At 73.1% G+C, this 21,353-nt stretch carries 16 protein-coding genes and 1 pseudogene; 11 read left to right on the top strand and 6 right to left on the bottom strand.

Annotation, left to right across the window (positions count from 1 at the left end):
- Positions 1-187: pseudogene (locus HF526_RS20060) on the bottom strand (MSMEG_0568 family radical SAM protein); the annotation flags it as partial.
- Between the two features lie 175 nt (positions 188-362).
- On the opposite strand from HF526_RS20060, the gene HF526_RS20055 reads away from it, so the two are divergent.
- Together HF526_RS20055 and HF526_RS20050 are read left to right on the top strand one after the other, a co-directional pair.
- Positions 363-1,469: an LLM class flavin-dependent oxidoreductase gene (locus tag HF526_RS20055; RefSeq protein WP_169383070.1), complete on the top strand. Its 1,107-nt coding sequence runs from the start codon at positions 363-365 to the stop codon at positions 1,467-1,469.
- A complete protein-coding gene (locus tag HF526_RS20050) occupies positions 1,441-1,932 on the top strand; it encodes a MarR family winged helix-turn-helix transcriptional regulator (RefSeq protein WP_338051614.1) in 492 nt (163 codons plus the stop codon). The genes HF526_RS20055 and HF526_RS20050 overlap by 29 nt, the downstream gene beginning before the upstream one ends.
- A gap of 35 nt (positions 1,933-1,967) precedes the next feature.
- Here the strand turns inward: HF526_RS20050 and HF526_RS20045 are convergent, their stop codons facing one another.
- Together HF526_RS20045 and HF526_RS20040 are read right to left on the bottom strand one after the other, a co-directional pair.
- Positions 1,968-3,623, bottom strand: a complete 1,656-nt coding sequence (locus HF526_RS20045; RefSeq protein ID WP_239028905.1) for an alkaline phosphatase family protein — start codon at positions 3,621-3,623, stop codon at positions 1,968-1,970.
- A gap of 211 nt (positions 3,624-3,834) precedes the next feature.
- Positions 3,835-5,589, bottom strand: a complete 1,755-nt coding sequence (locus tag HF526_RS20040; RefSeq protein ID WP_169383069.1) for an NAD-dependent malic enzyme — start codon at positions 5,587-5,589, stop codon at positions 3,835-3,837.
- 329 nt (positions 5,590-5,918) lie between these two features.
- On the opposite strand from HF526_RS20040, the gene HF526_RS20035 reads away from it, so the two are divergent.
- The 4 genes from HF526_RS20035 to HF526_RS20020 all read left to right on the top strand — a co-directional run bounded on the left by HF526_RS20035 (position 5,919) and on the right by HF526_RS20020 (position 10,466).
- Complete coding sequence (locus HF526_RS20035) at positions 5,919-6,821, top strand: alpha/beta fold hydrolase (protein ID WP_169383068.1); 903 nt, start codon at positions 5,919-5,921, stop codon at positions 6,819-6,821.
- Positions 6,822-6,975: 154 nt separating this feature from the next.
- Complete coding sequence (gene ppdK / locus HF526_RS20030; protein ID WP_169383067.1) at positions 6,976-9,657, top strand: pyruvate, phosphate dikinase; 2,682 nt, start codon at positions 6,976-6,978, stop codon at positions 9,655-9,657.
- A gap of 153 nt (positions 9,658-9,810) precedes the next feature.
- Positions 9,811-10,095 carry a hypothetical protein gene (locus HF526_RS20025; RefSeq protein ID WP_169383066.1) on the top strand — a complete coding sequence of 95 codons (285 nt, stop codon included), beginning with the start codon at positions 9,811-9,813 and terminating at the stop codon, positions 10,093-10,095.
- 26 nt (positions 10,096-10,121) lie between these two features.
- Positions 10,122-10,466: a hypothetical protein gene (locus HF526_RS20020; RefSeq protein ID WP_169383065.1), complete on the top strand. Its 345-nt coding sequence runs from the start codon at positions 10,122-10,124 to the stop codon at positions 10,464-10,466.
- Between the two features lie 198 nt (positions 10,467-10,664).
- Here the strand turns inward: HF526_RS20020 and HF526_RS20015 are convergent, their stop codons facing one another.
- Together HF526_RS20015 and HF526_RS20010 are read right to left on the bottom strand one after the other, a co-directional pair.
- The gene (locus HF526_RS20015) at positions 10,665-11,162 is read right to left on the bottom strand and encodes a SixA phosphatase family protein (RefSeq protein ID WP_169383064.1); all 498 of its coding nucleotides are present in this window, start codon (positions 11,160-11,162) and stop codon (positions 10,665-10,667) included.
- Between the two features lie 23 nt (positions 11,163-11,185).
- A complete protein-coding gene (locus tag HF526_RS20010; protein ID WP_169383063.1) occupies positions 11,186-12,238 on the bottom strand; it encodes an LLM class flavin-dependent oxidoreductase in 1,053 nt (350 codons plus the stop codon).
- A 93-nt stretch (positions 12,239-12,331) separates the two neighbouring features.
- On the opposite strand from HF526_RS20010, the gene hutH reads away from it, so the two are divergent.
- The 5 genes from hutH (at position 12,332) to hutI (ending at position 19,305) form a co-directional block, all read left to right on the top strand.
- Positions 12,332-13,870: a histidine ammonia-lyase gene (hutH, locus tag HF526_RS20005; protein WP_169383062.1), complete on the top strand. Its 1,539-nt coding sequence runs from the start codon at positions 12,332-12,334 to the stop codon at positions 13,868-13,870.
- 33 nt (positions 13,871-13,903) lie between these two features.
- Entirely contained in the window at positions 13,904-15,559 is a 1,656-nt protein-coding gene (hutU, locus tag HF526_RS20000) for a urocanate hydratase (RefSeq protein WP_169383061.1), read from the top strand.
- A complete protein-coding gene (locus tag HF526_RS19995; protein ID WP_211177509.1) occupies positions 15,556-16,740 on the top strand; it encodes an allantoate amidohydrolase in 1,185 nt (394 codons plus the stop codon). The genes hutU and HF526_RS19995 overlap by 4 nt, the downstream gene beginning before the upstream one ends.
- A gap of 88 nt (positions 16,741-16,828) precedes the next feature.
- Complete coding sequence (locus HF526_RS19990) at positions 16,829-18,142, top strand: formimidoylglutamate deiminase (protein ID WP_169383060.1); 1,314 nt, start codon at positions 16,829-16,831, stop codon at positions 18,140-18,142.
- Positions 18,139-19,305, top strand: coding sequence for an imidazolonepropionase (gene hutI, locus HF526_RS19985; RefSeq protein ID WP_169383059.1), 1,167 nt, complete (start codon positions 18,139-18,141; stop codon positions 19,303-19,305). The genes HF526_RS19990 and hutI overlap by 4 nt, the downstream gene beginning before the upstream one ends.
- On the opposite strand, the gene HF526_RS19980 is transcribed toward hutI, so the two are convergent.
- Complete coding sequence (locus HF526_RS19980) at positions 19,292-21,310, bottom strand: acyltransferase family protein (protein WP_169383058.1); 2,019 nt, start codon at positions 21,308-21,310, stop codon at positions 19,292-19,294. The two genes, hutI and HF526_RS19980, sit on opposite strands and share 14 nt — an antisense overlap.
- Positions 21,311-21,353: the final 43 nt, after the last annotated feature.

Below are 21,353 nucleotides of genomic sequence, written 5' to 3'. Positions count from 1 at the left end.
CGCCTTCGATCCAGAGCATGCCGGAGTCGGAGGGGCCGGCGCCGCCCTTGCGGGAGGTCTCCAGTTCGGTTTCGATCCGCAGCCCGACCGCCTGCAGCTCCATGATCAAGGCGGCCACCGCCTCCGAGCCGGAGCCCGTCGATCCGTCCGCGGGGATCGGGCTCGCGGAATCCAGCACGTCGGTCATACGGAACCACCTCGGGGTTGTGTACAGGTCCGTTCACTATAAGAGGTGAGGTTTCGTATGGGACACGCGTCGTGGCCGGGAATACGTGGGCCGGGCCGATGGTTGAGCTCGATATCCATGCAAACGCATCGACTGCACCGACACTGGGGTCGAGGCGGTGTCGAAGGAGTAGGACATGCAGATCGGGATCTTCACCGTCGGTGACGTCACCACCGACCCGACCACCGGCCGCACGCCGACCGAGCACGAGCGCATCAAGGCGATGGTCACCATCGCCGAGCACGCCGAGGCCGTCGGCCTGGACGTGTTCGCGACCGGTGAGCACCACAACCCGCCGTTCGTGCCGTCGTCGCCGACGACGCTGCTCGGTCACATCGCCGCCCGCACCTCGACGCTGACCTTGTCGACGTCGACCACGCTGATCACGACCAACGACCCGGTGAAGATCGCCGAGGACTACGCCATGCTGCAGCACCTGGCCGACGGCCGGGTGGACCTCATGCTCGGCCGCGGCAACACCGCGCCGGTCTACCCCTGGTTCGGTCAGGACATCGCCGACGGCGTGCCGCTGACGGTCGAGAACTACCAGCTGCTGCGCCGGCTGTGGGATGAGGACGTGGTCGACTGGCAGGGCCGCTTCCGCACCCCGCTGAAGGGATTCACCGCCACGCCGCGCCCGCTCGACGGGATCCCGCCGTTCGTCTGGCACGGGTCGATCCGCACCCCGGAGGTCGCGGAGATCGCCGCGTACTTCGGGGACGGATTCTTCGCCAACAACATCTTCTGGCCCGCGTCGCACTACACGCGGCTGATCAACCTGTACCGCGAGCGCTTCGAGCACTACGGGCACGGGCGCGCGGACCAGGCGATCGTCGGCCTCGGCGGTCAGTTCTTCATGCGGCGCAACTCCCAGGACGCCTGGAACGAGTTCCGGCCCTACTTCGACAACGCCCCGGTCTACGGCCACGGCCCGTCGATGGAGGACTTCACCGCGCAGACCCCGCTGACCGTCGGCAGCCCGCAGGAGGTCATCGAGAAGACGCTGACCTTCCGCGATCACTTCGGCGACTACCAGCGCCAGCTGTTCCTCGTCGACCACGCGGGTCTGCCGCTCAAGACCGTGCTGGAGCAGCTGGACATGCTCGGTGAGATCGCGCCGACGCTGCGCGCGGAGTTCGACGCCCGGCGCCCGGCGCACGTTCCGGCCGACCCGCCGACGCACGCGAGCCGGCTCGCCGCCCGGGAGGCAGGCCGTGACCTCGACGTCCGCGCCGCGGTCTGAGCCGGCCACGCCCGGCAGTACCCGGGCCGCGGTCGACTCGTGGGAGGCGCTGCTGCGCGCCCAGGTGACGTTGCTGCGCCGGTTGGCCGACGACGACGTCTGGGATCCGATCAGCATGCGCGAGTACGACGCACTGTTCACGCTCAGCCGCTGCGCGGGCGGCCGGGCGCGACTGCGGGAGCTGAACCGGGAGATCCTGCTGACCCAGCCGTCGCTGTCCCGGATGGTCGAGCGCCTGGAGTCCGCCGGGTACGTGACCCGTGAGCCCGACCCGGTGGACCGCCGCGGCACCGTCGTCGTCCTCACCGAGGCCGGCGCGGCGATGCAGCGGCGGATCGGGCAGCGCCACGCCGCCAGCATCCGCCGCTACCTCGGCCCGGCCCTCGACGACGAGGAGCTGCGGACCTTGGCGCAGCTCTGCGACAAGCTGCGCCTGGCCCAGAGCACGATCCCCGACGCGTGACGCGGGCCGGCGACGGCCCGCGCCACGCAAGGCGCTCAGGGGTTCAGCGCCTCGGTGTGCTCGCGCTGCACCGCCTGCAGCTCATCCGGGTTCAGCCCGAGTGCGCGCAGCACGGTCGGGGCGATCCGGGTCGTCTCCACCGGCGCGTCGACCTTCTGGCCGTGGCCGAAACCGGCGCCCGAGACGACGATCGGGACGTTGCGGTCCTGCGGGTCGGCCCCGCCGTGCTCGGCGATCTTGCTCTTGCCGCCGGTGAACACCACGCCGTGCTGGGCGATCCCGACGACGTCGGGCACCCGGGTGTCACCCGGGGCCGTCTGGAAGAAGCCGGCGGCCCCCTGGCCGGCGTAGACCTGCGTCAGCCCGGACGAGGTGAAGGGCTTCGGCTTGCCGGTGATGTCGTTCCCGTTGCCCTTCTGCGCGAGCAGATAGGTGCGGGCGAAGTCGGCGGCGGCCTGCGAGTGGTCGGTGAGCCACAGCAGCATGCCGTCGTCGTCGGTGGAGTGCGCGACGAGGTCGCCGGCCCCCTTGTGCGCCGCCTTCCACGCCGCGTTCAGCCCGGCCAGGATCGGCCCGTCGTCGATGCGGTTCAGCGCCGCGGGCTGGGTCGGGGACTGGCCGTGCTTGGCCGACACGATGATCGTCGTGCTGTCCTGCAGGTGCTGGGCGTTGATCTCGGAGACGAAGCTGCCGAGCTGGGAGTCCACGAAGTCCAGCGCCTTGGACAGCACCGGACCGGGGGTCACCCCATCGGCGAGGTAGCCGCCCGGCGCGCCGTCCGACGTCGTCAGCTTCTGCGCGGTGGACACCGTCTGGAAGTTCATCCCCAGGATCCCCGGGACGCCGACCTTCGCGGTGCGGGAGTGGTCGTAGCCGTCGAGCTCGTTGCGGACGGCCTGGGCCTTGTACCCGTCGTACTGCTGGGTCTTGAGGTTGTCCATCGTCCAGTCGTCCCCGGCCGGTGAACCGGCGGCCTGGCTGTTGATCTCCGGGGTGAACAGGTCCTGCACCCCGGTGCCCGACGGCCCGTCGAGGATCTCGTAGGCGGGGTGCTTGTCCGACCACGCGGTGCGCAGCCCGTGCGCCCGGGCCACCTCGAAGATGGTGTTCACCGGCAGGTACTGGTGCGGGTACACCGGCTTGCAGGTCTTCGGGTCGACCGGCAGCTTCGACGGGTCGAGCACCGACTGCGGCTGACCGGTCATCTGCAGGATGCTGCTGGGCAGCCCCGCGAGACCCTGACCGGCGTCGAGGACGTTCTGGTTGCGGTCGGCGGCCTCGGTCAGCTCGACGTCGGCGCCGAGTGCCTTGCCGGCGCACGAGGTCGTCCCCGCCGGCAGTAGCGCGCGGTTGTAGACGCTGTCGTAGTAGATCCCGGTCGTCTTGGGGTTGCCCCCGGTCGCCTGGGCGATCATGCCGGGGAACGAGTCGGACGGGAGCGGAGTGGATGCCTTGGTGTAGTCCACTCCGGACCTGGTCAGCTTCGCGAGCGCAGACTGCGGGCGGTGCGCGACGTACCAGTCCAGATCGGACTGGTGCAGACCGTCGACCGAGATCAGCAGCACGTGCCGTCCGCCGTCGTTGTCCTGGGCCGGGGCGGCGAGTGCCGCGGTGGTGGCCCCGCCGACCGCGAGTATCGCCACCCCCGCCGCCACCGCCGGGCGCGCCAGCGCCTTCAACGACATGCGCATGAAAGTCCTCCGCTTCGTGTCCGTCCGGGTGTCGGGTCACCCGGACGAGTGCGGAGGAATGACTACGGCGTGTATACGGCGCGCTACCGTCCCGAGTGTGAATGCATCGTGAACGCCCCTGGTCCGTCCGGGTGAGCGTACGTTTCGCCCGGTTCTGCGGAGCAGATCCTCTTGCCCGGACCAACCGTCCTTCACGCCCGGGCAAAATGCGTCAGCACACCTCGATCCGGGGGTACCGGGGCCGCCACATGGCCTGCTCGACCTGCTTGTCCGGATCGGTCACCGGAACCTGGGCGAGGCCCTCGTCGACCGCGGCCCGGACCACGGCGGCGGCGACGGCCGCGGACACCGACCAGAGGTCCTCGATCGGTGGCAGCAGGGCCGCCCCGGGGCCTGGCGCGGCGGCGTCGTCGCCGTCGCGGTCACCCGAACCGGTCGCGGCCAGTCGGGCGACGGCGCCGGCCGCGGCGGCGATCATCCCGTCGCTGACCCGGCGGGCCCGGGCGACCGTGACTCCCAGTCCGATGCCGGGGAAGACCAGGGCGTTGTTCGCCTGGGCGATGCGGTGGGTCCGCGTCCCGTGCGGCACCGGTGCGAACGGGCTGCCGGTCGCGATCAGCGCGCGCCCGTCGGTCCAGGCGAGCAGGTCGGCGGGCAGCGCCTCGGCCCGCGGCGTCGGGTTGGACAGCGGCATGATGATCGGCCGCTCGGTGTGTGCGGCCATCTGCTTGACGACCGGCTCGCTGAACGCGCCGGCCTGCGCGGAGGTGCCGATCAGCATCGTCGGCCGGACATGCTCCACGACGGTGGCCAGGTCGACCCCGCCTCCGCCCGCGCCGGCCCCCGGCCACCCGGCGACCTGTGCGGCCGGCCGGGCGTAGGGAAGCTGGAAGTCGCGCAGCCGGCTGGAGTCGTCGACGAGCAGGCCGCGGCTGCCCAGCGCCCAGAATCGGCTGGTCGCCTCCTGCTCGGACAGCCCTTCACCGATCATGACCTCGCGCATCATGTCGGCGATGCCCAGGCCGGCGGTGCCGGCACCGTGGACCACGACGTGCTGGTCGCGCATCCGTGTTCCGGCCGTGCGCACCGCGGAGAACGCCGCGGCCAGCACGACGGCGGCGGTGCCCTGCATGTCGTCGTTGAACGTGCAGTACCGGCCGGCGTACAGCTGGAGGATGCGGCGGGCGTTGCCGGCGCCGAAGTCCTCCCAGTGCAGCATCGCGTGCGGGAACAGCCGCGACGCCGTGGTCACGTAGGTCTCGATCAGGTCGTCGTAGCGCTGGTCGCGGACCCGCGGGCCGCGGTGGCCGAGGTAGAGATCGTCGTCGAGCAGGGCGCGGTTGTCGGTGCCCACGTCGAGCACGACGGGGATCACCCGGTTCGGATGGATCCCCGCGGCCGCGGTGTAGACCGACAGCTTGCCGATCGCGATCTCGATCCCGCCGACTCCCTGGTCACCGATCCCGAGGATGCCCTCGGCGTCGGTGGCCACGATGAGATCGACGTCGTCCGGTCCGAGGCCGAAGTTGCGGAACGACTGCTCGACGTCCTGCGGCCGGTCGATCGACAGGTACACCCCGCGCGGGCGGTGGTACTCGTGGCTGTAGCGCTCGATGGCCTGCCCGATCGTCGGGGTGTAGACGATCGGCAGCATCTCCGGCAGGTGCGCGGCCAGCAGTGCGTAGAACAGGACCTCGTTGCGGTCGCGCAGGTTGGCCAGGAACACGTTGCGCGCCAGGTCGTCGGGGACCCGCTGGTACTGCGCGTACACCCGCCGCAGCTGTCCCTCCGGCGTGGACACGCCGTCGGGCAGCAGGCCGGCCAGGCCGAGTGCGTCGCGCTCCTCGGTGGTGAAGGCCGTGCCCCGATTGATCATCGGGGTGGCCAGGACGGCCCGGCCGCGGGCCCGGATGCGCGCCGTGATCCCGTCCGGCGTCGATACCAGCTCGTAGGGTTCCACGTTCATGACGGCCCCCTTCCGGTCGTGTCCGCCCGGGGCCCGGTCGTCCCCCCTTCGGACGTCGTGCTGCACCACCGTGCCGCGCCGGAGCGGGACACGCCAGAGGGAACGCCGATCACAGTGCCCGGGCGGGGCTCCGCGTCCCGGGCCGGGACGCCCGTGCGCGCCGGGCCGAAGGTCCGGCGCCTCAGCGATGGCACCGCGCCGCATGGCCGCAGCCCCGACCGCACAACCCGGCGGGCGGCGGGGTTGGCCGAGATCGGTCTGCGCGTCGCGGTCCACCCGTTCGGGTGTGGCCGGGCCGGTGCAGCGGCGGCAGCGGTTAGCCTCCGGCGGTGGACGCGCCGCGACAGCTGTCGATCGACCTGCCGGCCCTCACCGTGTCCGCGCTGTCCTGGGGTCCGGACGACGGGCCGCTCGCGCTGTGCCTGCACGGGTTCCCCGACACCGCCTGGACCTGGCGGTACCTCGGCCCGTTCCTCGCCGCCCGCGGCTGGCGGGTGGTCGCCCCGTTCTCCCGTGGATACGCCCCGACCGACGTGCCCGCCGACGGTGACTACCGGGTCGGTGCGCTCATGGACGATGCCATCGAGCTGCACCGGGCGCTCGGCGGCGACGACCGGGCCGTGGTGATCGGGCACGACTGGGGTGCGGCCACCGTGCACGCGCTGGGCGCGCACGCCCCGGCGCCGTTCTCCCGGATCGTCGCTCTGGCGGTGCCGCCCACCGCGGTCGCGCTCCCGGCGCCCGGCGGGCCGCCCTACGACTGGAAGCTGATGCCCGGCCAGCTCCGCCGCAGCTGGTACATGCTGTTCAACCAGCTGCCGTGGCTCCCCGAGCGCCTGCTGCCGCGGCTCGTGCCGCAGCTGTGGTCGGCTTGGTCGCCGGGCTTCGACGGCAGCGACGACGTGGCGCGGGTGGCGGCGGCGCTGGCCACGCCCGAGCGGCGCAGCGCGGCCCTCGGCTACTACCGGGCGATGCCGCGGCCGGGGAGGGGCGACCCGCGCTACGCCGCCCGGCACGCGGACTGGCTGGGCATCCCGGCCGTCCCGACGCTCTACCTGCACGGCGCCGACGACGGATGCATCGGCGCCGGCTTCGTGGGCCCGGCCTGGGCCGCGCTCCCGGCGGGCAGCGTCGTCGACCTGATCCAGGGCGCGGGGCACTTCCTCCAGTTGGAACGACCCGACGTCGTCAATGCGCGGATCGCCGATTTCCTGGGCCCGGCGCTGAGCTAGTCCCGTCGACGGCGGGGGCGGGGGCGACTGTTCCGCCTCCCACGGCCCGGATGTCGCACTGCGCCACCGCTGGCCGATCGCGCGCACACCGAGTTGAATTCAGTCTCCGGGCGACGACCGATGCGAGAATCGCCGAAGGTCCAGGAGGCTCCCAATGCCGAAATTCGTGTACGCGTTCGCCGAGGGCAGCAAGGACATGAAAGACGTTCTCGGCGGCAAGGGCGCGAACCTGGCGGAGATGACCAATCTGGGTCTGCCCGTGCCCCCGGGGTTCATCATCACCACCGAGGCGTGCCGGACCTATCTGGAGCAGGGACACGAACCCGCGGAGCTGGCCGGGCAGGTCGACGAGCATCTGGCGGCGCTGCAGGACGCGATGGGCAAGCGCCTGGGTGACGCCGCCGACCCGCTGCTGGTCTCGGTGCGCTCCGGGGCGGCCGCCTCGATGCCCGGGATGATGGAGACGGTGCTCAATGTCGGGCTCAACGACGAGTCCGTGCCGGGACTGGCCCGGATGGCCGATGACGAGCGGTTCGCCTGGGACTCCTACCGGCGGCTGATCCAGATGTTCGGCAAGACCGTCCTGGATATCGACGGTGAGCACTTCCACGACGCGTTCGAGGCCGTCAAGCGGGAGCGGGGCACCGACAGCGACCTGGATCTCGACGCGGTGGACCTGCGCCGGGTCGTGGACGCGTTCAAGGGCGTCGTCGCCGAGCACGCCGGCCGGGAGTTTCCGCAGGACCCGCGCGAGCAGCTGGACCTGACGGTGCGCGCGGTGTTCCAGTCGTGGAACTCCCCGCGGGCGATCACCTACCGGCGCCAGGAGCAGATCCCCGGTGATCTGGGCACCGCGGTGAGCGTCGTGGCGATGGTGTTCGGCAACCTCGGCCCGGACTCGGGCACCGGGGTCGCCTTCACCCGCGACCCGGCGACGGGGGCGCAGGGCATCTACGGCGACTACCTGGCCAACGCCCAGGGCGAGGACGTCGTCGCCGGTATCCGCAACACGCTGCCGCTGGCCGAGCTCGAGCAGCTCGACCCGGAGTCCTACCGGCGGCTGCTGGAGATCATGGCGACGCTCGAGCGGCACTACCGAGACCTCTGCGACATCGAGTTCACCATCGAGCGCGGCCGGCTGTGGATGCTGCAGACCCGGATCGGCAAGCGCACCGCGGCGGCGGCGTTCGTGGTGGCCTGCCAGTTCGTCGACGAGGGGCTGATCGGCCTCGACGAGGCGCTGCGCCGCGTCACCGGCGGCCAGCTCGCGCAGCTGATGTTCCCCCGGTTCGACGCCGACGCGGCGAAGGACCCGCTGACGGTGGGGATGAACGCGTCACCGGGGGCCGCGACGGGTGCGGTGGTGTTCGACTCCGCGGCCGCGGTGTCCCGGGCCGCCGCGGGTGAGCGGGTGATCCTGGTGCGCCGGGAGACCAACCCCGACGACCTGCACGGGATGATCGCCGCACAGGGGGTGCTGACCAGCCACGGCGGGCGGACCAGCCATGCCGCGGTGGTGGCCCGCGGGATGGGCAAGACGTGCGTGTGCGGTGCCGAGGAACTCGACATCGACGTGGCGGCCCGGAGGCTGGTCGGCCCCGGCGGGGTCGAGGTGGCCGAGGGCGACATGCTGTCGATCGACGGCAGCACCGGCGAGGTGTTCCTCGGCGAGGTGCCGGTCGTCGACTCGCCGGTCGTCGAGTACTTCGAGGGCGTCCTCGGCCCCGACGACGAGGCCGCAGACGAGCTGATCCGGGCGGTGCACCGGATCATGACCCACGCCGACGCCCGGCGGAGGCTGGGCGTGCGGGCCAACGCCGACACCGACGCCGACGCGGCCCGGGCCCGGCGGTTCGGGGCCGAGGGCATCGGCCTGTGCCGCACCGAGCACATGTTCCTCGGCGAGCGGCGCGAGCACGTCGAGCGACTGGTGCTGGCCGAGACCGACGACGAGCGCAGCGCCGCACTGGACGAGCTGTTGCCGTTGCAGCGGGCCGACTTCATCGCACTGTTCTCCGCGATGGACGGGCTGCCGGTGACGATCCGGCTGCTGGATCCGCCACTGCACGAGTTCCTCCCCGACCTGACCGAGCTGTCGGTGCGGGTGGCGCTCGCCGAGGAGCGCGGCGAGCCCGACGCCAAGGACGTCGCGCTGCTGGCGGCGGTGCGCCGGTTGAACGAGCACAACCCGATGTTCGGGCTGCGCGGGGTGCGGCTGGGCATCCTCGTGCCGGGGCTGTTCGGGATGCAGGTCCGGGCCATCGCGCAGGCCGTGGCGCAGTTGCGCCGCGACGGCGCCGACGTCCAACCGGAGATCATGATCCCGCTGGTGGGTGCGGTGCAGGAGTTGCAGACCGTGGCCGAGGAGACGAACGCGGTGCTCGCGGACGAGTCCCGGCGCTCGGAGGTACCGCTCGACGCGCTGATCGGCACCATGATCGAACTGCCGCGCGCCGCGCTGACCGCGGGGCAGATCGCGGAGGCGGCGCACTTCTTCTCCTTCGGCACCAACGACCTCACGCAGACGACGTGGGGCTTCTCCCGCGACGACGTCGAGGGCTCGTTCTTCTCGCGCTACCTCGAACGGGGCATCTTCGGCATCTCCCCGTTCGAGACCATCGACGCCGACGGCGTCGGCCGGCTCGTCCGGCTGGCCGTCGACGAGGGACGCGCCAGCCGCCCCGACCTCAAGCTGGGCATCTGTGGAGAGCACGGCGGCGATCCCGCGTCCGTGCACTTCTTCCACGACGCCGGATTGGACTACGTCTCGTGTTCGCCGTTCCGGGTACCGGTCGCCCGGCTCGAAGCCGGCCGCGCCGCCGTCGCGGACGTGTGAGCGGGCCGGAATCATCGGATCCCGATTACGGCGATCGCCGCGAATCGTCGCGCATTCAGCGCACGGACGTGCGACCGCAGGGCCGTTGCCCGTATGTCGCCGCTGTCCCTACCCTTGGTCGCCTGTGCCGTCCATGGTTGAGGGGACCTCGTGATGGCGTCATTCTTCCGGCTGCTCAGCTGCGCCGTCCTCGCAGGGATCATTCTCCTGGCCGGCGCGGCCCCGGCATTCGCCGCGCCCGCGACGCCGACCCCGATGGCAAACACCGCATCCGCCGACGGTCCCTCCGGCTGTGATTCGATCTGCGCGCAACCGCCGGCGCATCCGCTGCAGAAATCGGATGTCCAGCGGGAGCTCCAGAGAATGATCGACCGCATCAATCAGAAGCGGGGGGAGTACGGGCGCACCTTCTACACCGGGTGCTCGCCGTTCTGCTGAGTCCTGCGGATGCGAGACTCGCGGGTATGGACGGGCCCGCGGAGCAGACCGGTGCCGCGAGCGTGCTGCGCGCCGCGGCGGACGTCCTGGAGCGACTCGCCGCCCGGACCACCGCCGGCCGCTGGACCGCGAGCGGGCTGCTCGCCACCCGGCCCGAGGTGATCGCCCACCACGAGGACGGCAGCACCGAACACGTCGCCGAGGCCAGGGCCGGCACCGCGAACTGGATCGTCGCGCTGTCCCCGGCGACGGCGCCGCACCTGGTGCGCTGGTTGCGCGCGACGGCGGACACCGCCGCCGCCGGAGACCCCGCCACCACCGCGGCCGTCGCGTTCGCCGAGACCCTGCTCGCCGCACGCACCGGCCGTTGACCCGGCCCGCATCGGCGCCCGTTCCACGCTGAATCGGCGGGGAGGATCTGCGAAGGTGGGTGCTTCGCCCGGTTGCCGTCCATCGAGGAGATCGTGTGAAGCGGATCGGCCGTTCCATCGGCAGGCTGTTCAACGGCCTGATCGAGACAGTCGGCGCCCTCGCGGGCTGGAACCGGGGCAGGCGCCGGTAGCGGCCCGTCAGCCCCGTGGGGTGGCGTGCGCGTCGAGGTGAGCGCGCCGGGGCCCGGCCTGTGCCCAGGGCCCCGGCAGGCTCACCATCGCGACCGACGACGTCTTGAGCACGCATTCCCGGCCGCTGAGCAGCTCGACGAGGTCCTCCAGGCCGGGGTTGTGACCGATCAGCACCGCCGTGGTGCCGGTGCCGGGCAGCTCCCGGACCACGGCGAGCAGCTCGTCGGCCGTTGCTGCGTACACCCGGTCGTCGAAGCGCGGTGGGGGCGGGTCGCCGAGCTCGGTGGCGGCCAGTTGCCACGTCTGGCGGGCCCGCAGCGCCGGGGAGCACACGACGGCGTCGATGCCGTCGGTGTCGTCGAGATGGGTGTGCAGCCACCGCCCGATCGCCGGTGCGTCCCGGCGCCCACGCGGTGCCAGCGGCCGTTCGACGTCGGGCACGCCCTCCGGCCACGCCGACTTCGCATGCCGGACGATCACCAGCCGGCGGTTCGTGGCAGCCATGGGCAGAGACTGCCAGGACCGGGTCACTCCCCGCTGATGCCCCAGGCCTTGGCGAGGAGTTCGTAGGAGCGCCGGCGCACCGCGGGGTCGTGGGTATAGGTGACGACGAGAAGCTCGTCGGCGCCGGTCCGGTCGACGAACTGCTCCAGGCCTTCCCGCACCACGTCGGGGGTGCCGACGTAGGAGTACCCCAGCGGGGCGTCCACGGCGGCCGCCTGCTGCGCGTCGAGCATGCTGCGCAGCTCGGGCAGCGGCGGGTCCAGCGGCGCCGGGGCGCCGGAGGCGATGCGCAGGAACATCTGCTGGATCGTGGTGAACTGCGCCTCGGCCTCCTGCTGGTCGTCGGCGACGACGACGTTGACCCCGGCGATCACCGTCGGCCTGTCGACCTGCGCCAGCGGCCCGTCGGGATCGAAGTTCTCCCGGTAGATCCTGAGCGCATCCATCAGCTGGGGCGGGGCGAAGTGGGAGGCGAAGGCGTAGGGGAGCCCGAGTCGCGCGGCCAGTTGCGCGCTCGAGACGGAGGAACCGAGCATCCACAGCGGGACCTGCGTCCCCTGCCCGGGAATGGCTCGCACCGGCCCCTGCCCCGGTCCGGGCGGCGCCATGTAGGCGGCCAGCTGCCGGACGTCCTGCGGAAAGCTCTCGGTGGCGGCGGATCCGCGGCGCAGTGCGTGGGCCGTGCGCTGGTCGGTTCCCGGGGCGCGGCCCAGACCCAGGTCGATCCGGCCGGGGTGCAGGGTTGCGAGCGTCCCGAACTGCTCGGCGACGGCGAGCGGCGCGTGGTTGGGCAGCATGATGCCGCCCGAGCCGACGCGAATGCGCGACGTGGCCGAGGCGACCCGCTCGATGAGCAGCGCCGTCGCGGAACTGGCGAAGGTGTCGGTGTTGTGGTGCTCGGCAAGCCAGAAGCGGCGGTAGCCCAGGGCGTCCACCGTCCGTGCGAGACGGGTGGTGGCCTCGATCGCCTCCGCGGCGTCGTGCCCGCTCGAGATGGGCGCCAGGTCGAGCACGGAGAGCGGGACGTGCTCGGCCGGGGCATCACGGGACGGGGACGGTGCGGATGGTGCAGTCATGTCTGGACCAATACCCCGACGGTCCTGGAGAATTCCACGATCCGGTGTGAAAGCGGTTATGCCGGGGAGGTGGGGCGGGTGTCCCATTGAGCGATGCACCAGGTGACCGTCGGCATCGGCCCGCTGACCCGCGACGAGATCGTCGCGGTGGCCCGGAACGGGGCCGCGGTGGCCCTGTCGGCCGAGGCGGAGGCGGAGATCTGCCGCAGCCGCACGGTGGTCGAGGCGCTGGCCGCCGACGCCGAGCCGCACTACGGGGTGTCCACCGGGTTCGGCGCCCTCGCGACCCGGCACATCCCGGTGGAGCTGCGGGGGGACCTGCAACGCAGCCTGGTGCGCTCGCACGCGGCGGGCTCGGGCCCCGAGGTGGAGCGCGAGGTCGTGCGGGCACTGATGCTGCTGCGGTTGCGGACGCTGGCGACGGGGCGGACCGGGGTCCGGCTGGAGACGGCGCGGGCGTATGCGGCGGTGCTCGGCGCGGGCATCACACCGATGGTCCGGGAGTACGGCTCGCTCGGCTGCTCGGGCGACCTCGCGCCGCTGGCCCAGTGCGCGCTGGCCGTGATGGGTGAGGGCCGGGTGCGCGACGCCCGCGGAGTGCCGCGTCCCGCCGCCGAGGCGCTGGCCGTGGCCGGCATCGAGCCGATCGTGCTGGCCGAGAAGGAGGGCCTGGCCCTGATCAACGGCACCGACGGCATGCTCGGCATGCTGGTGCTGGCCTGCCACGATCTGCGGCGGGTGCTGCGGGCCGCCGACGTCGCCGCGGCGATGAGCGTCGAGGCGCTGCTGGGGACCGACGCGGTGTTCGCCGCGGACCTGCAGGCGCTGCACCCGCACCCGGGGCAGGCCGACGCCGCGGCGAACCTGCGGGCACTGCTGGCCGGCTCGGCGATCATGGACAGCCATCGCGGTCCGGAGTGCACGCGAGTGCAGGACGCCTACTCGCTGCGCTGCGCCCCGCAGGTGCACGGGGCCGCGCGGGACACCGTCGAGCACGCCGAGCTGGTCGCGTCCCGGGAACTGGCCAGTGCCATCGACAACCCGGTGATCACCCCGGACGGCCGGGTGGAGAGCAACGGCAACTTCCACGGCGCCCCGCTCGGTTACGTGCTCGACTTCCTCGCGATCGCGGCCGCCGACGTCGCGTCGATCTCCGAGCGGCGCGCCGACCGGTTCCTCGACGTCGCCCGCAGCCACGGGCTTCCCGCCTTCCTGGCCGACGACCCCGGTGTCGACTCCGGCCACATGATCGCCCAGTACACGGCGGCCGCGATCGTCTCCGAGCTGAAGCGGCTGGCCACCCCCGCGTCGGTGGACTCGATCCCGTCCAGCGCGATGCAGGAGGACCACGTCTCGATGGGCTGGTCGGCAGGCCGGGAGCTGCGCCGCGCCGTGGACGGGCTGACCCGGGTCGTCGCGATCGAGCTGCTCACCGCCGCCCGTGGGCTCGACCTGCGCCGGCCCCTCGCCCCGGCCCCGGCCACCGCCGCGGTCCGCGACGGGCTGCGCGCCGCCGTCGCCGGCCCGGGCCCGGACCGCCACCTCGACCCGGAGATCGATGCGGCGGTGGCGTACGTCGCCTCCGGCGGTGCGGTGGCCGCCGCCGAGTCGGTCACCGGCCCGCTGCGCTGAGCGTCCCGCCGCCTGAGAGAGAAGGGATCGGCCATGGAAGGCGCCCGCCCCGTCCGCGCCCCGCGCGGCAGCACGCTGACCGCCGGGTCCTGGCAGACCGAGGCGCCGCTGCGGATGCTGATGAACAACCTCGACCCCGAGGTCGCCGAACGCCCTGACGACCTGGTCGTCTACGGCGGGACCGGGCGGGCGGCGCGCGATTGGGCCTGTTTCGACGCGATGGTGCGTACGCTGACCACGCTGGCCGACGACGAGACCCTGCTCGTGCAGTCCGGGAAACCGGTCGGTGTGCTGCGTACCCACCCTTGGGCGCCGCGGGTGCTGATCGCCAACTCGAACCTGGTGCCCGACTGGGCGACCTGGCCCGAGTTCCGCCGCCTCGAACAGCTCGGCCTGACCATGTACGGCCAGATGACCGCCGGGTCGTGGATCTACATCGGAACCCAGGGAATCCTGCAGGGCACCTACGAGACGTTCGCGGCCGTCGCCGCCGAGAGATTCGGCGGCACCCTGGCCGGCACGCTGACCGTGACCGGCGGCTGCGGCGGGATGGGCGGTGCGCAACCACTGGCCGTCACCCTCAACGGGGGCGCCTGCCTGACCGTCGACGTCGACGAGGCGCGGCTGCGCCGCCGGCTCGACCAGCGCTACCTCGACGAGCTGGCCCCCGGCCTCGACGATGCCGTCGCCCGGTGCGAGCGCGCCCGGTCGCAGCACCGCGCGCTGTCGGTCGGCGTGGTGGGCAACTGCGCGACGGTGCTGCCGGAGCTGCTGCGGCGCGGCGTGCCGGCCGACGTCGTCACCGACCAGACCTCCGCGCACGATCCGCTGTCGTACCTGCCGGAGGGCGTCGCCCTGGCCGACTGGCACGACTACGCACAGCGCAAACCTGTGGAGTTCACCGACCGGGCCCGGGCGTCGATGGCGAAGCACGTGGCGGCGATGGTCGGCTTCCTCGACGCCGGCGCCGAGGTGTTCGACTACGGCAACTCGATCCGCGGCGAGGCGCGCCTGGGCGGCTTCGAGCGGGCGTTCGCGTTCCCCGGGTTCGTCCCGGCCTACATCCGCCCGCTGTTCTGCGCGGGCAAGGGCCCGTTCCGGTGGGCCGCGTTGTCCGGTGACCCGAAGGACATCCACGCCACCGACGAGGCCGTGCTCGACCTGTTCGGCGACCACGATCACCTGCACCGCTGGATCCGGGCCGCCCAGGACCGGGTCCCGTTCCAGGGCCTGCCGGCCCGGATCTGCTGGCTGGGCTACGGCGAGCGCGACCGGGCCGGGGTCCGGTTCAACGACATGGTCGCCGCCGGCGAGCTGTCCGCCCCGATCGTGATCGGCCGCGACCATCTGGACTGCGGGTCGGTCGCCTCGCCCTACCGCGAGACCGAGGCGATGGCCGACGGTTCCGATGCGATCGCCGACTGGCCGCTGCTCAACGCGATGGTCAGCACGGCCTCCGGCGCCAGCTGGGTGTCGGTCCACCACGGCGGCGGGGTCGGCATCGGCCGGTCGCTGCACGCCGGGCAGGTCACCGTCGCCGACGGCACCGACCTGGCCGGGGAGAAGATCCAACGGGTGCTGACCAACGACCCCGCCACCGGCATCATCCGGCACGTTGACGCCGGGTACGAGACCGCCGGCGAGGTGGCACACGCGCGGGGTGTGCGGATCCCGATGGCGCAGTCATGAGCTTCGACGGGATGTGGGCGGCCCTCGAACCGGTCGGGCGGCACCCCGGCACCGGCGGATACCGGCGCTACGCCTGGACCGGCGAGGACGCGACGCTGCGCGACTGGTTCGCCGGCGAGGCGGCGCGCCGCGGCCTGGACCTGACCACCGACCGGGCCGGCAACCAGTGGGCGTGGTGGGGCGACCCGGACGCGACCCCCGGGCTGGCGATCGGCTCGCACCTGGACTCGGTCCCCGACGGCGGCGCGTTCGACGGCCCGCTCGGGGTGGTGTCCGCGTTCGCGGCCCTGGACGCGCTGCGGGACCGGGACGTCGCACCCGGCCGGCCGATCGCCGTGGTCAACTTCGGCGACGAGGAGGGCGCCCGGTTCGGGGTCGCGTGCGCCGGCTCGCGGATCATCACCGGCGCGCTGGACCCCGGCCGGGCCCGCGGCCTGACCGACGCAGACGGGATCTCGATGGCCGAGGCGATGACCAAGGCGGGGCACGACCCGGCGCACCTCGGCCGCGACGCGCAGACGCTGGGCCGGGTGGGCACCTTCGTCGAACTCCACGTCGAACAGGGCAGGGCCTTGGTCGACCTCGACGCGCCGCTGGCGGTCGGCTCCGGGATCTGGCCGCACGGCCGCTGGCGCGTCGAGCTGCCCGGCGAGGCGAACCATGCCGGCACGACCCGGCTGGCCGACCGGCACGACCCGATGCTCGCGTTCGCCTCGGTGGTGCTCGCCGCGCGGGTGGCGGCGGTCCGCAACGACGCGCTGGCGACCTGCGGCAAGGTCCGGGTGGACCCGAACGCGGTCAACGCCGTCCCGTCGCAGGTGACCGGCTGGCTGGACGCGCGCGGGCCAAGCGCCGCGCAGGTGCGTGCGATCGTCGCCGAGACGGCCGAGGTCGTGACCGGGCACGGCGGCATCGTGGCCGAGGAGTCCTGGACGGATCTGACGCCGTTCGACCCGGCGCTGGCCGACCGGCTCGCCAGGGTGCTCGGGGACGTGCCGGTGCTGGGAACCGGGGCCGGGCACGACGCCGGGATCCTGGCCGCGGCCGGTGTCCCGGCGGCGATGCTGTTCGTCCGCAACCCCACCGGCGTCTCGCATTCGCCCGCCGAGCACGCCGACCACGCGGACTGCCTGTCCGGCGTCGCCGCCCTGGCGACCGTCATCACCGACCTCACCCGGTGACCCGCCCCCGCGCGATGTCTGCGCAATGCGCCCCCGCACCGCGCCCGATCGCGTCATGTCTCCACAACGTGCGGGGCAGGGTTGAGCGGTGAGGTGGTGGGCGGGGTGGGCGGTGTTGCCCGGAGGGGTCGCGCGGGATGTGACGTTCGACGTCGCCGGCGGGCGGTTCGTCGCGGTCACGGCCGGGACGGACCCGGCGGGCGCGGCGCGGCTGCCCGGGGTGGTGCTGCCCGGGTTCGCGAACGGGCACAGCCATGCGTTCCACCGCGCGCTGCGTGGGCACACCCACGACCGCGGCGGCACGTTCTGGACCTGGCGCGAACGGATGTACGCGGTCGCGCAGCGGCTCGATCCGGACTCCTACCTGGCGCTGGCCCGGGCCACCTACGCCGAGATGGCCCTGGCCGGGATCACCGCGGTGGGGGAGTTCCACTACCTGCACCACGGCCCGGGTGGGCGCCCGTACACCGACCCGAACGCGATGGCCGTGGCGCTGCGCCAGGCCGCGGCCGATGCCGGTATCCGGCTGACCCTCATCGACGCGTGCTACCTGGCCGGGGGGCTCGGTCCGGACGGCCACCTGCCGCTCGACGGGGTGCAGCAGCGGTTCTCCGACGGCGACGTCGAGGCGTGGGCGGCCCGGGTCGCTGACCTCGGGGGCGACGACGGGATGCGGGTGGGTGCCGCCGTGCACTCGATCCGCGCGGTCCCGCGCGCGGCCCTGGGGGTGGTGGCCGGCGTCGCGGCCGGGCGGCCGCTGCACGTTCACGTGTCCGAGCAGCCCGCCGAGAACGACGCCTGCCTCGCCTGGTACGGCGCCACCCCGACCGGGCTGCTCGCGGGCGAGGGCGTCCTGGGGCCCGCCACGACGGTGGTGCACGCGACCCACCTGACCGCCGCCGACGTCGCCGTGCTGGGCGGCGCGGGTGGCACCGCGTGCCTGTGCCCGACCACCGAACGCGATCTCGCGGACGGCATCGGACCGGCCCGGGCGCTGCGTGACGCCGGCACGAGGCTCTCGCTCGGCAGCGACCAGCACGCGGTGATCGACCTGTTCTGCGAGGCCCGGGTGTGCGAGATGCACGAGCGGCTCATGTCGGGCCGGCGCGGCCGGTTCACCCCGGCCGAGTTGCTCGACGCCGCGACCGAGCACACCAGTCTCGGCTGGGCCGGCGCCGGCCGCCTCGAGGCCGGTGCGCGCGCGGACCTGGTCGCGATCCGGCTCGACTCCCCGCGCACCGCCGGGTGTGCCCCGGAGCAGGTCCTGTTCACCGCGACCGCGGCCGACGTCGACACCGTGCTCGTCGACGGCCGGGTGCTGGTCGAGGACGGCCGGCACCGGCTCGGCGACGTCGGGGCGCTGCTGCGGGCCGCGATCGAGCCGCTGTGGGGGGACCCGTGAGCTCCACCCTGCTCACCGGGATCGCCGAGCTCGCGACGAACGACCCGGCCGCCGGTGACGGCTCGCCGCTCGGCGTCGTCACCGACGCCGCGGTCGTCGTCGACCAGGGCGCGATCGCCTGGATCGGTGCCGCGGCGCGCGCCCCGGCCGCCGACGCCCGCACGGATCTCGGTGGGCGGGCGGTGGTCCCCGGGTTCGTCGACGCACACACGCACCTGGTGTTCGCCGGGGACCGGGCCGCGGAGTTCGCCGCCCGGATGGCCGGCACCCGCTACGACGGCGGCGGCATCGCCACCACGGTCGCCGCCACCCGCGCCGCGACCGACGACACCCTGCGTGCGCTCCTCGCCGGGCGGATCGCCGAGCTGCGCGCCCAGGGGACGACCACCGTGGAGGTCAAGAGCGGCTACGGCCTGACCGTCGCCGACGAGCAGCGCACGCTGCGGCTGGCCGCCGAGGTGACGACCGAGACGACCTTCCTCGGCGCACACGTGGTGCCCGCCGGGGCGGCCCGCGGCGACTACGTCGACCTCGTCACCGGCGAGATGCTGCGGGCCTGCGCACCGCACGCCCGCTGGATCGACGTGTTCTGCGAGCCGGCCAGCCCGCACGCCTTCGACGGCGAGGAGGCCCGCACCGTCCTGGAGGCGGGCCGCGCGGCGGGGCTGGGACTGCGGGTGCACGGCAACCAGCTCGCAGCCGGGCCCGGGGTCGGCCTCGCCGTGGAGCTCGGCGCCGCGAGCGTCGACCACTGCACCCACCTCACCGACGCCGACGTCGAGGCCTTGGCGGGCGGCACCACGGTGGCGACGCTGCTGCCCGGCGTCGAGTTCTGCACCCGATCGCCCTACCCCGACGCGCGCCGGCTGCTCGACGCCGGTGCCACGGTGGCGCTGGCCACCGACTGCAACCCCGGCACCTGCTACTCGTCGTCGATGCCGTTCGTCATCTCGCTCGCGGTCCGGGAGCTGCGCATGACCCCGGCCGAGGCGCTCTGGTCGGCGACCGCGGGCGGCGCGCTGGCGCTGCACCGCGACGACGTCGGGGTGCTGGCCCCGGGCCGGTGCGCCGACCTGGCGGTGCTGGACGCGCCCAGCCACCTGCACCTGGCCTACCGGCCGGGCGTCCCGATCGCGCGGGCGCTGCTGCTCACCAGCCCATAGCAGTGACCACCGCGCGCCCGACGATCGGTGACATCGAGGTCAGGTACGTCGCGCTGAGGTGGTTGTCGTCGAGGTAGACGAACACGTTGCCGATCTCGGGCGGGCAGGTCGTCCCCGGGCAGATGTGGTCGCTGAAGTCCAGGAAGTGCACGTTCGGCGGGACGTCGCGCAGCGCCGTGTACGGCGCCTGGGGTGCCAGGAACTCCTCGCGTGGCGGCGCGCATCCGGGCGCGCCGCGGCCGCTGCGTTGCAGGCACTCGGCAGGGGCGTAGTCGTAGCGCGGGTTGTCCCGCACCGCCAGCACCGGGATCCCCGCCTCGTCGAGGGAACGCCACCGGTCGACGAACCCCTGTGGCGTGTGTTCGCTGAGGCCCCTGCGCACGTTCAGGGTGCCGACGGTGAACACCGCGTCCGGGTGCATCCGGACGATCTCCTGGGTGGCCGCGGCGTTGAACGCGATGCACCTGCGGTCACCGGGGACGGTGTCGGAGACCGCGGAGAACGGGCACGCCCCCTTGAGCATCGCGACGAGCTGCCAGTTCCGTTGTTCGGCGATGGGCCGTAGCGCGGCGATGTACTGCTCGGCGTGCGAGTCACCGACGATGACGATCCGGCGCGTCGGCGGCCCGGCGGTCGGGGTGGCGCACAGTTTCAGCTCGTCGTTCAGAGCCGACGGGGTGCAGTCGTCGATACCGGCGAAGTCCTCGTGCAGCGTGACCAGCGAGGGGATGAGCTCGGCGTCGTCGTCCCCGGCACCGGCGCCCGCCTCCAGCGCCATGGCGCCGGGATGGTCGTCGTCGCCGACCACCGCCACCTGCTCGGCGGTGTTCGTACTCACGATGTGCCAGGTGCCGGCCGCGAGCAGTACCGGCACCAGGGCCAGTGCCCCCACCCGGTAGTCGCCGCGCAGGACACGCGCCCCGAGCTTCGCCGTCCGGGTCGGCTTCTCGACGAGGTGGTACGTCAGCGCGGCCAGCACCAGCGAGGCACCGATGATCACGAGACCGCCGCGCCAGCCGACCTCCGCGCGGTCCCGGCCCACCAGGTAGAAGATCAGGACGGGCCAGTGCCACAGGTACAGCGCGAAGCTGAGGTCACCGAGGTAGCGCAGCGGCCGGCTGGACAGCGCGCGGTCGACACCGAGCCGGCTGCCGGTGGCGCCTGCGACGAGTACCGCCGCGGCGGAGAGGATCGGCCAGAGGGCCACGTAGCCGGGGAACTGGGAGCCGACGTCCAGTGCCAGCCCGCAGCTGACCAGGCCGACGACACCGATCCAGCCGAGTGCGACCCGAACCGCCCGCGACAGCCGTATCTCGTCGATCCCCAGCGCGAGCAGCCCGCCCAGAGCGAACTCCCACACCCGGGTCAGCGAGTCGAAGTACGCCAGCGGCTGGTTGGCCGCGGTCAGCTCGACCGAGTACAGCAGCGACGCTGCGAACAGGGCGAGCAGGGTGATCGCCAGGAGCGGCCGCAGCTCCTGTCCGGTCTGCCGGGCGGCGAGCACCACGACGCCCACCAGCAAGGGCCACACCAGGTAGAACTGGCCCTGTACCGACAGCGACCAGAAATGCTGGACGACGCTCGCGGCGTCGTGCTGGGCGAAATAGTCGACCGAGTCGGCGGCGAGCCGCCAGTTCTCGACGAACAGCGCCGAGGCCACGACCTCGCGGATGGCCTGCAGCCAGCGTTGTTCGGGCAGCACGACCATGCCGGCCGCCACGGTGACCAGCAGGACGGTCGCGGCGGCCGGGAGCAGCCTGCGGACCACCCGGCCCCAGAAGGGCCGCACCGCGATCGGGCCGCGCAGGCCCGCCCGGTAGAGCTGACCGGTGATCAGGAAGCCGGAGATCAGGAAGAACACGTCGACGCCACCGGAGATCCGGCCCAGCCAGACGTGGTAGACGACCACCAGCCCGGACGCCAGGGCGCGCAGCCCCTGTAGTTCCGGGCGATAACGGCTCTTCGGTGCGACATCCGGCCTTGCGGAGATCGACGCCGTGGCCATGACCCGCATTGTGGGGCACCGCGCATCCGAGCCGCAGCGCGGG

This window comes from Pseudonocardia acidicola (assembly GCF_012911935.1).
In the GTDB taxonomy this organism is placed as follows: domain Bacteria; phylum Actinomycetota; class Actinomycetes; order Mycobacteriales; family Pseudonocardiaceae; genus Pseudonocardia; species Pseudonocardia acidicola.
This window is presented reverse-complemented; position numbering and strand designations above follow the sequence as displayed.

Coding starts and splice junctions, on each gene's coding strand:
- HF526_RS20055 (WP_169383070.1), top strand. CDS start 363: ATGCAGATCGGGATCTTCACCGTCGGTGACGTCACCACCGACCCGACC.
- HF526_RS20020 (WP_169383065.1), top strand. CDS start 10,122: ATGGACGGGCCCGCGGAGCAGACCGGTGCCGCGAGCGTGCTGCGCGCC.
- HF526_RS19980 (WP_169383058.1), bottom strand. CDS start 21,310: ATGGCCACGGCGTCGATCTCCGCAAGGCCGGATGTCGCACCGAAGAGC.
- HF526_RS20025 (WP_169383066.1), top strand. CDS start 9,811: ATGGCGTCATTCTTCCGGCTGCTCAGCTGCGCCGTCCTCGCAGGGATC.
- hutH (WP_169383062.1), top strand. CDS start 12,332: ATGCACCAGGTGACCGTCGGCATCGGCCCGCTGACCCGCGACGAGATC.
- HF526_RS20015 (WP_169383064.1), bottom strand. CDS start 11,162: ATGGCTGCCACGAACCGCCGGCTGGTGATCGTCCGGCATGCGAAGTCG.
- HF526_RS19995 (WP_211177509.1), top strand. CDS start 15,556: ATGAGCTTCGACGGGATGTGGGCGGCCCTCGAACCGGTCGGGCGGCAC.
- HF526_RS20045 (WP_239028905.1), bottom strand. CDS start 3,623: ATGCGCATGTCGTTGAAGGCGCTGGCGCGCCCGGCGGTGGCGGCGGGG.
- HF526_RS20040 (WP_169383069.1), bottom strand. CDS start 5,589: ATGAACGTGGAACCCTACGAGCTGGTATCGACGCCGGACGGGATCACG.
- HF526_RS20010 (WP_169383063.1), bottom strand. CDS start 12,238: ATGACTGCACCATCCGCACCGTCCCCGTCCCGTGATGCCCCGGCCGAG.
- ppdK (WP_169383067.1), top strand. CDS start 6,976: ATGCCGAAATTCGTGTACGCGTTCGCCGAGGGCAGCAAGGACATGAAA.
- hutU (WP_169383061.1), top strand. CDS start 13,904: ATGGAAGGCGCCCGCCCCGTCCGCGCCCCGCGCGGCAGCACGCTGACC.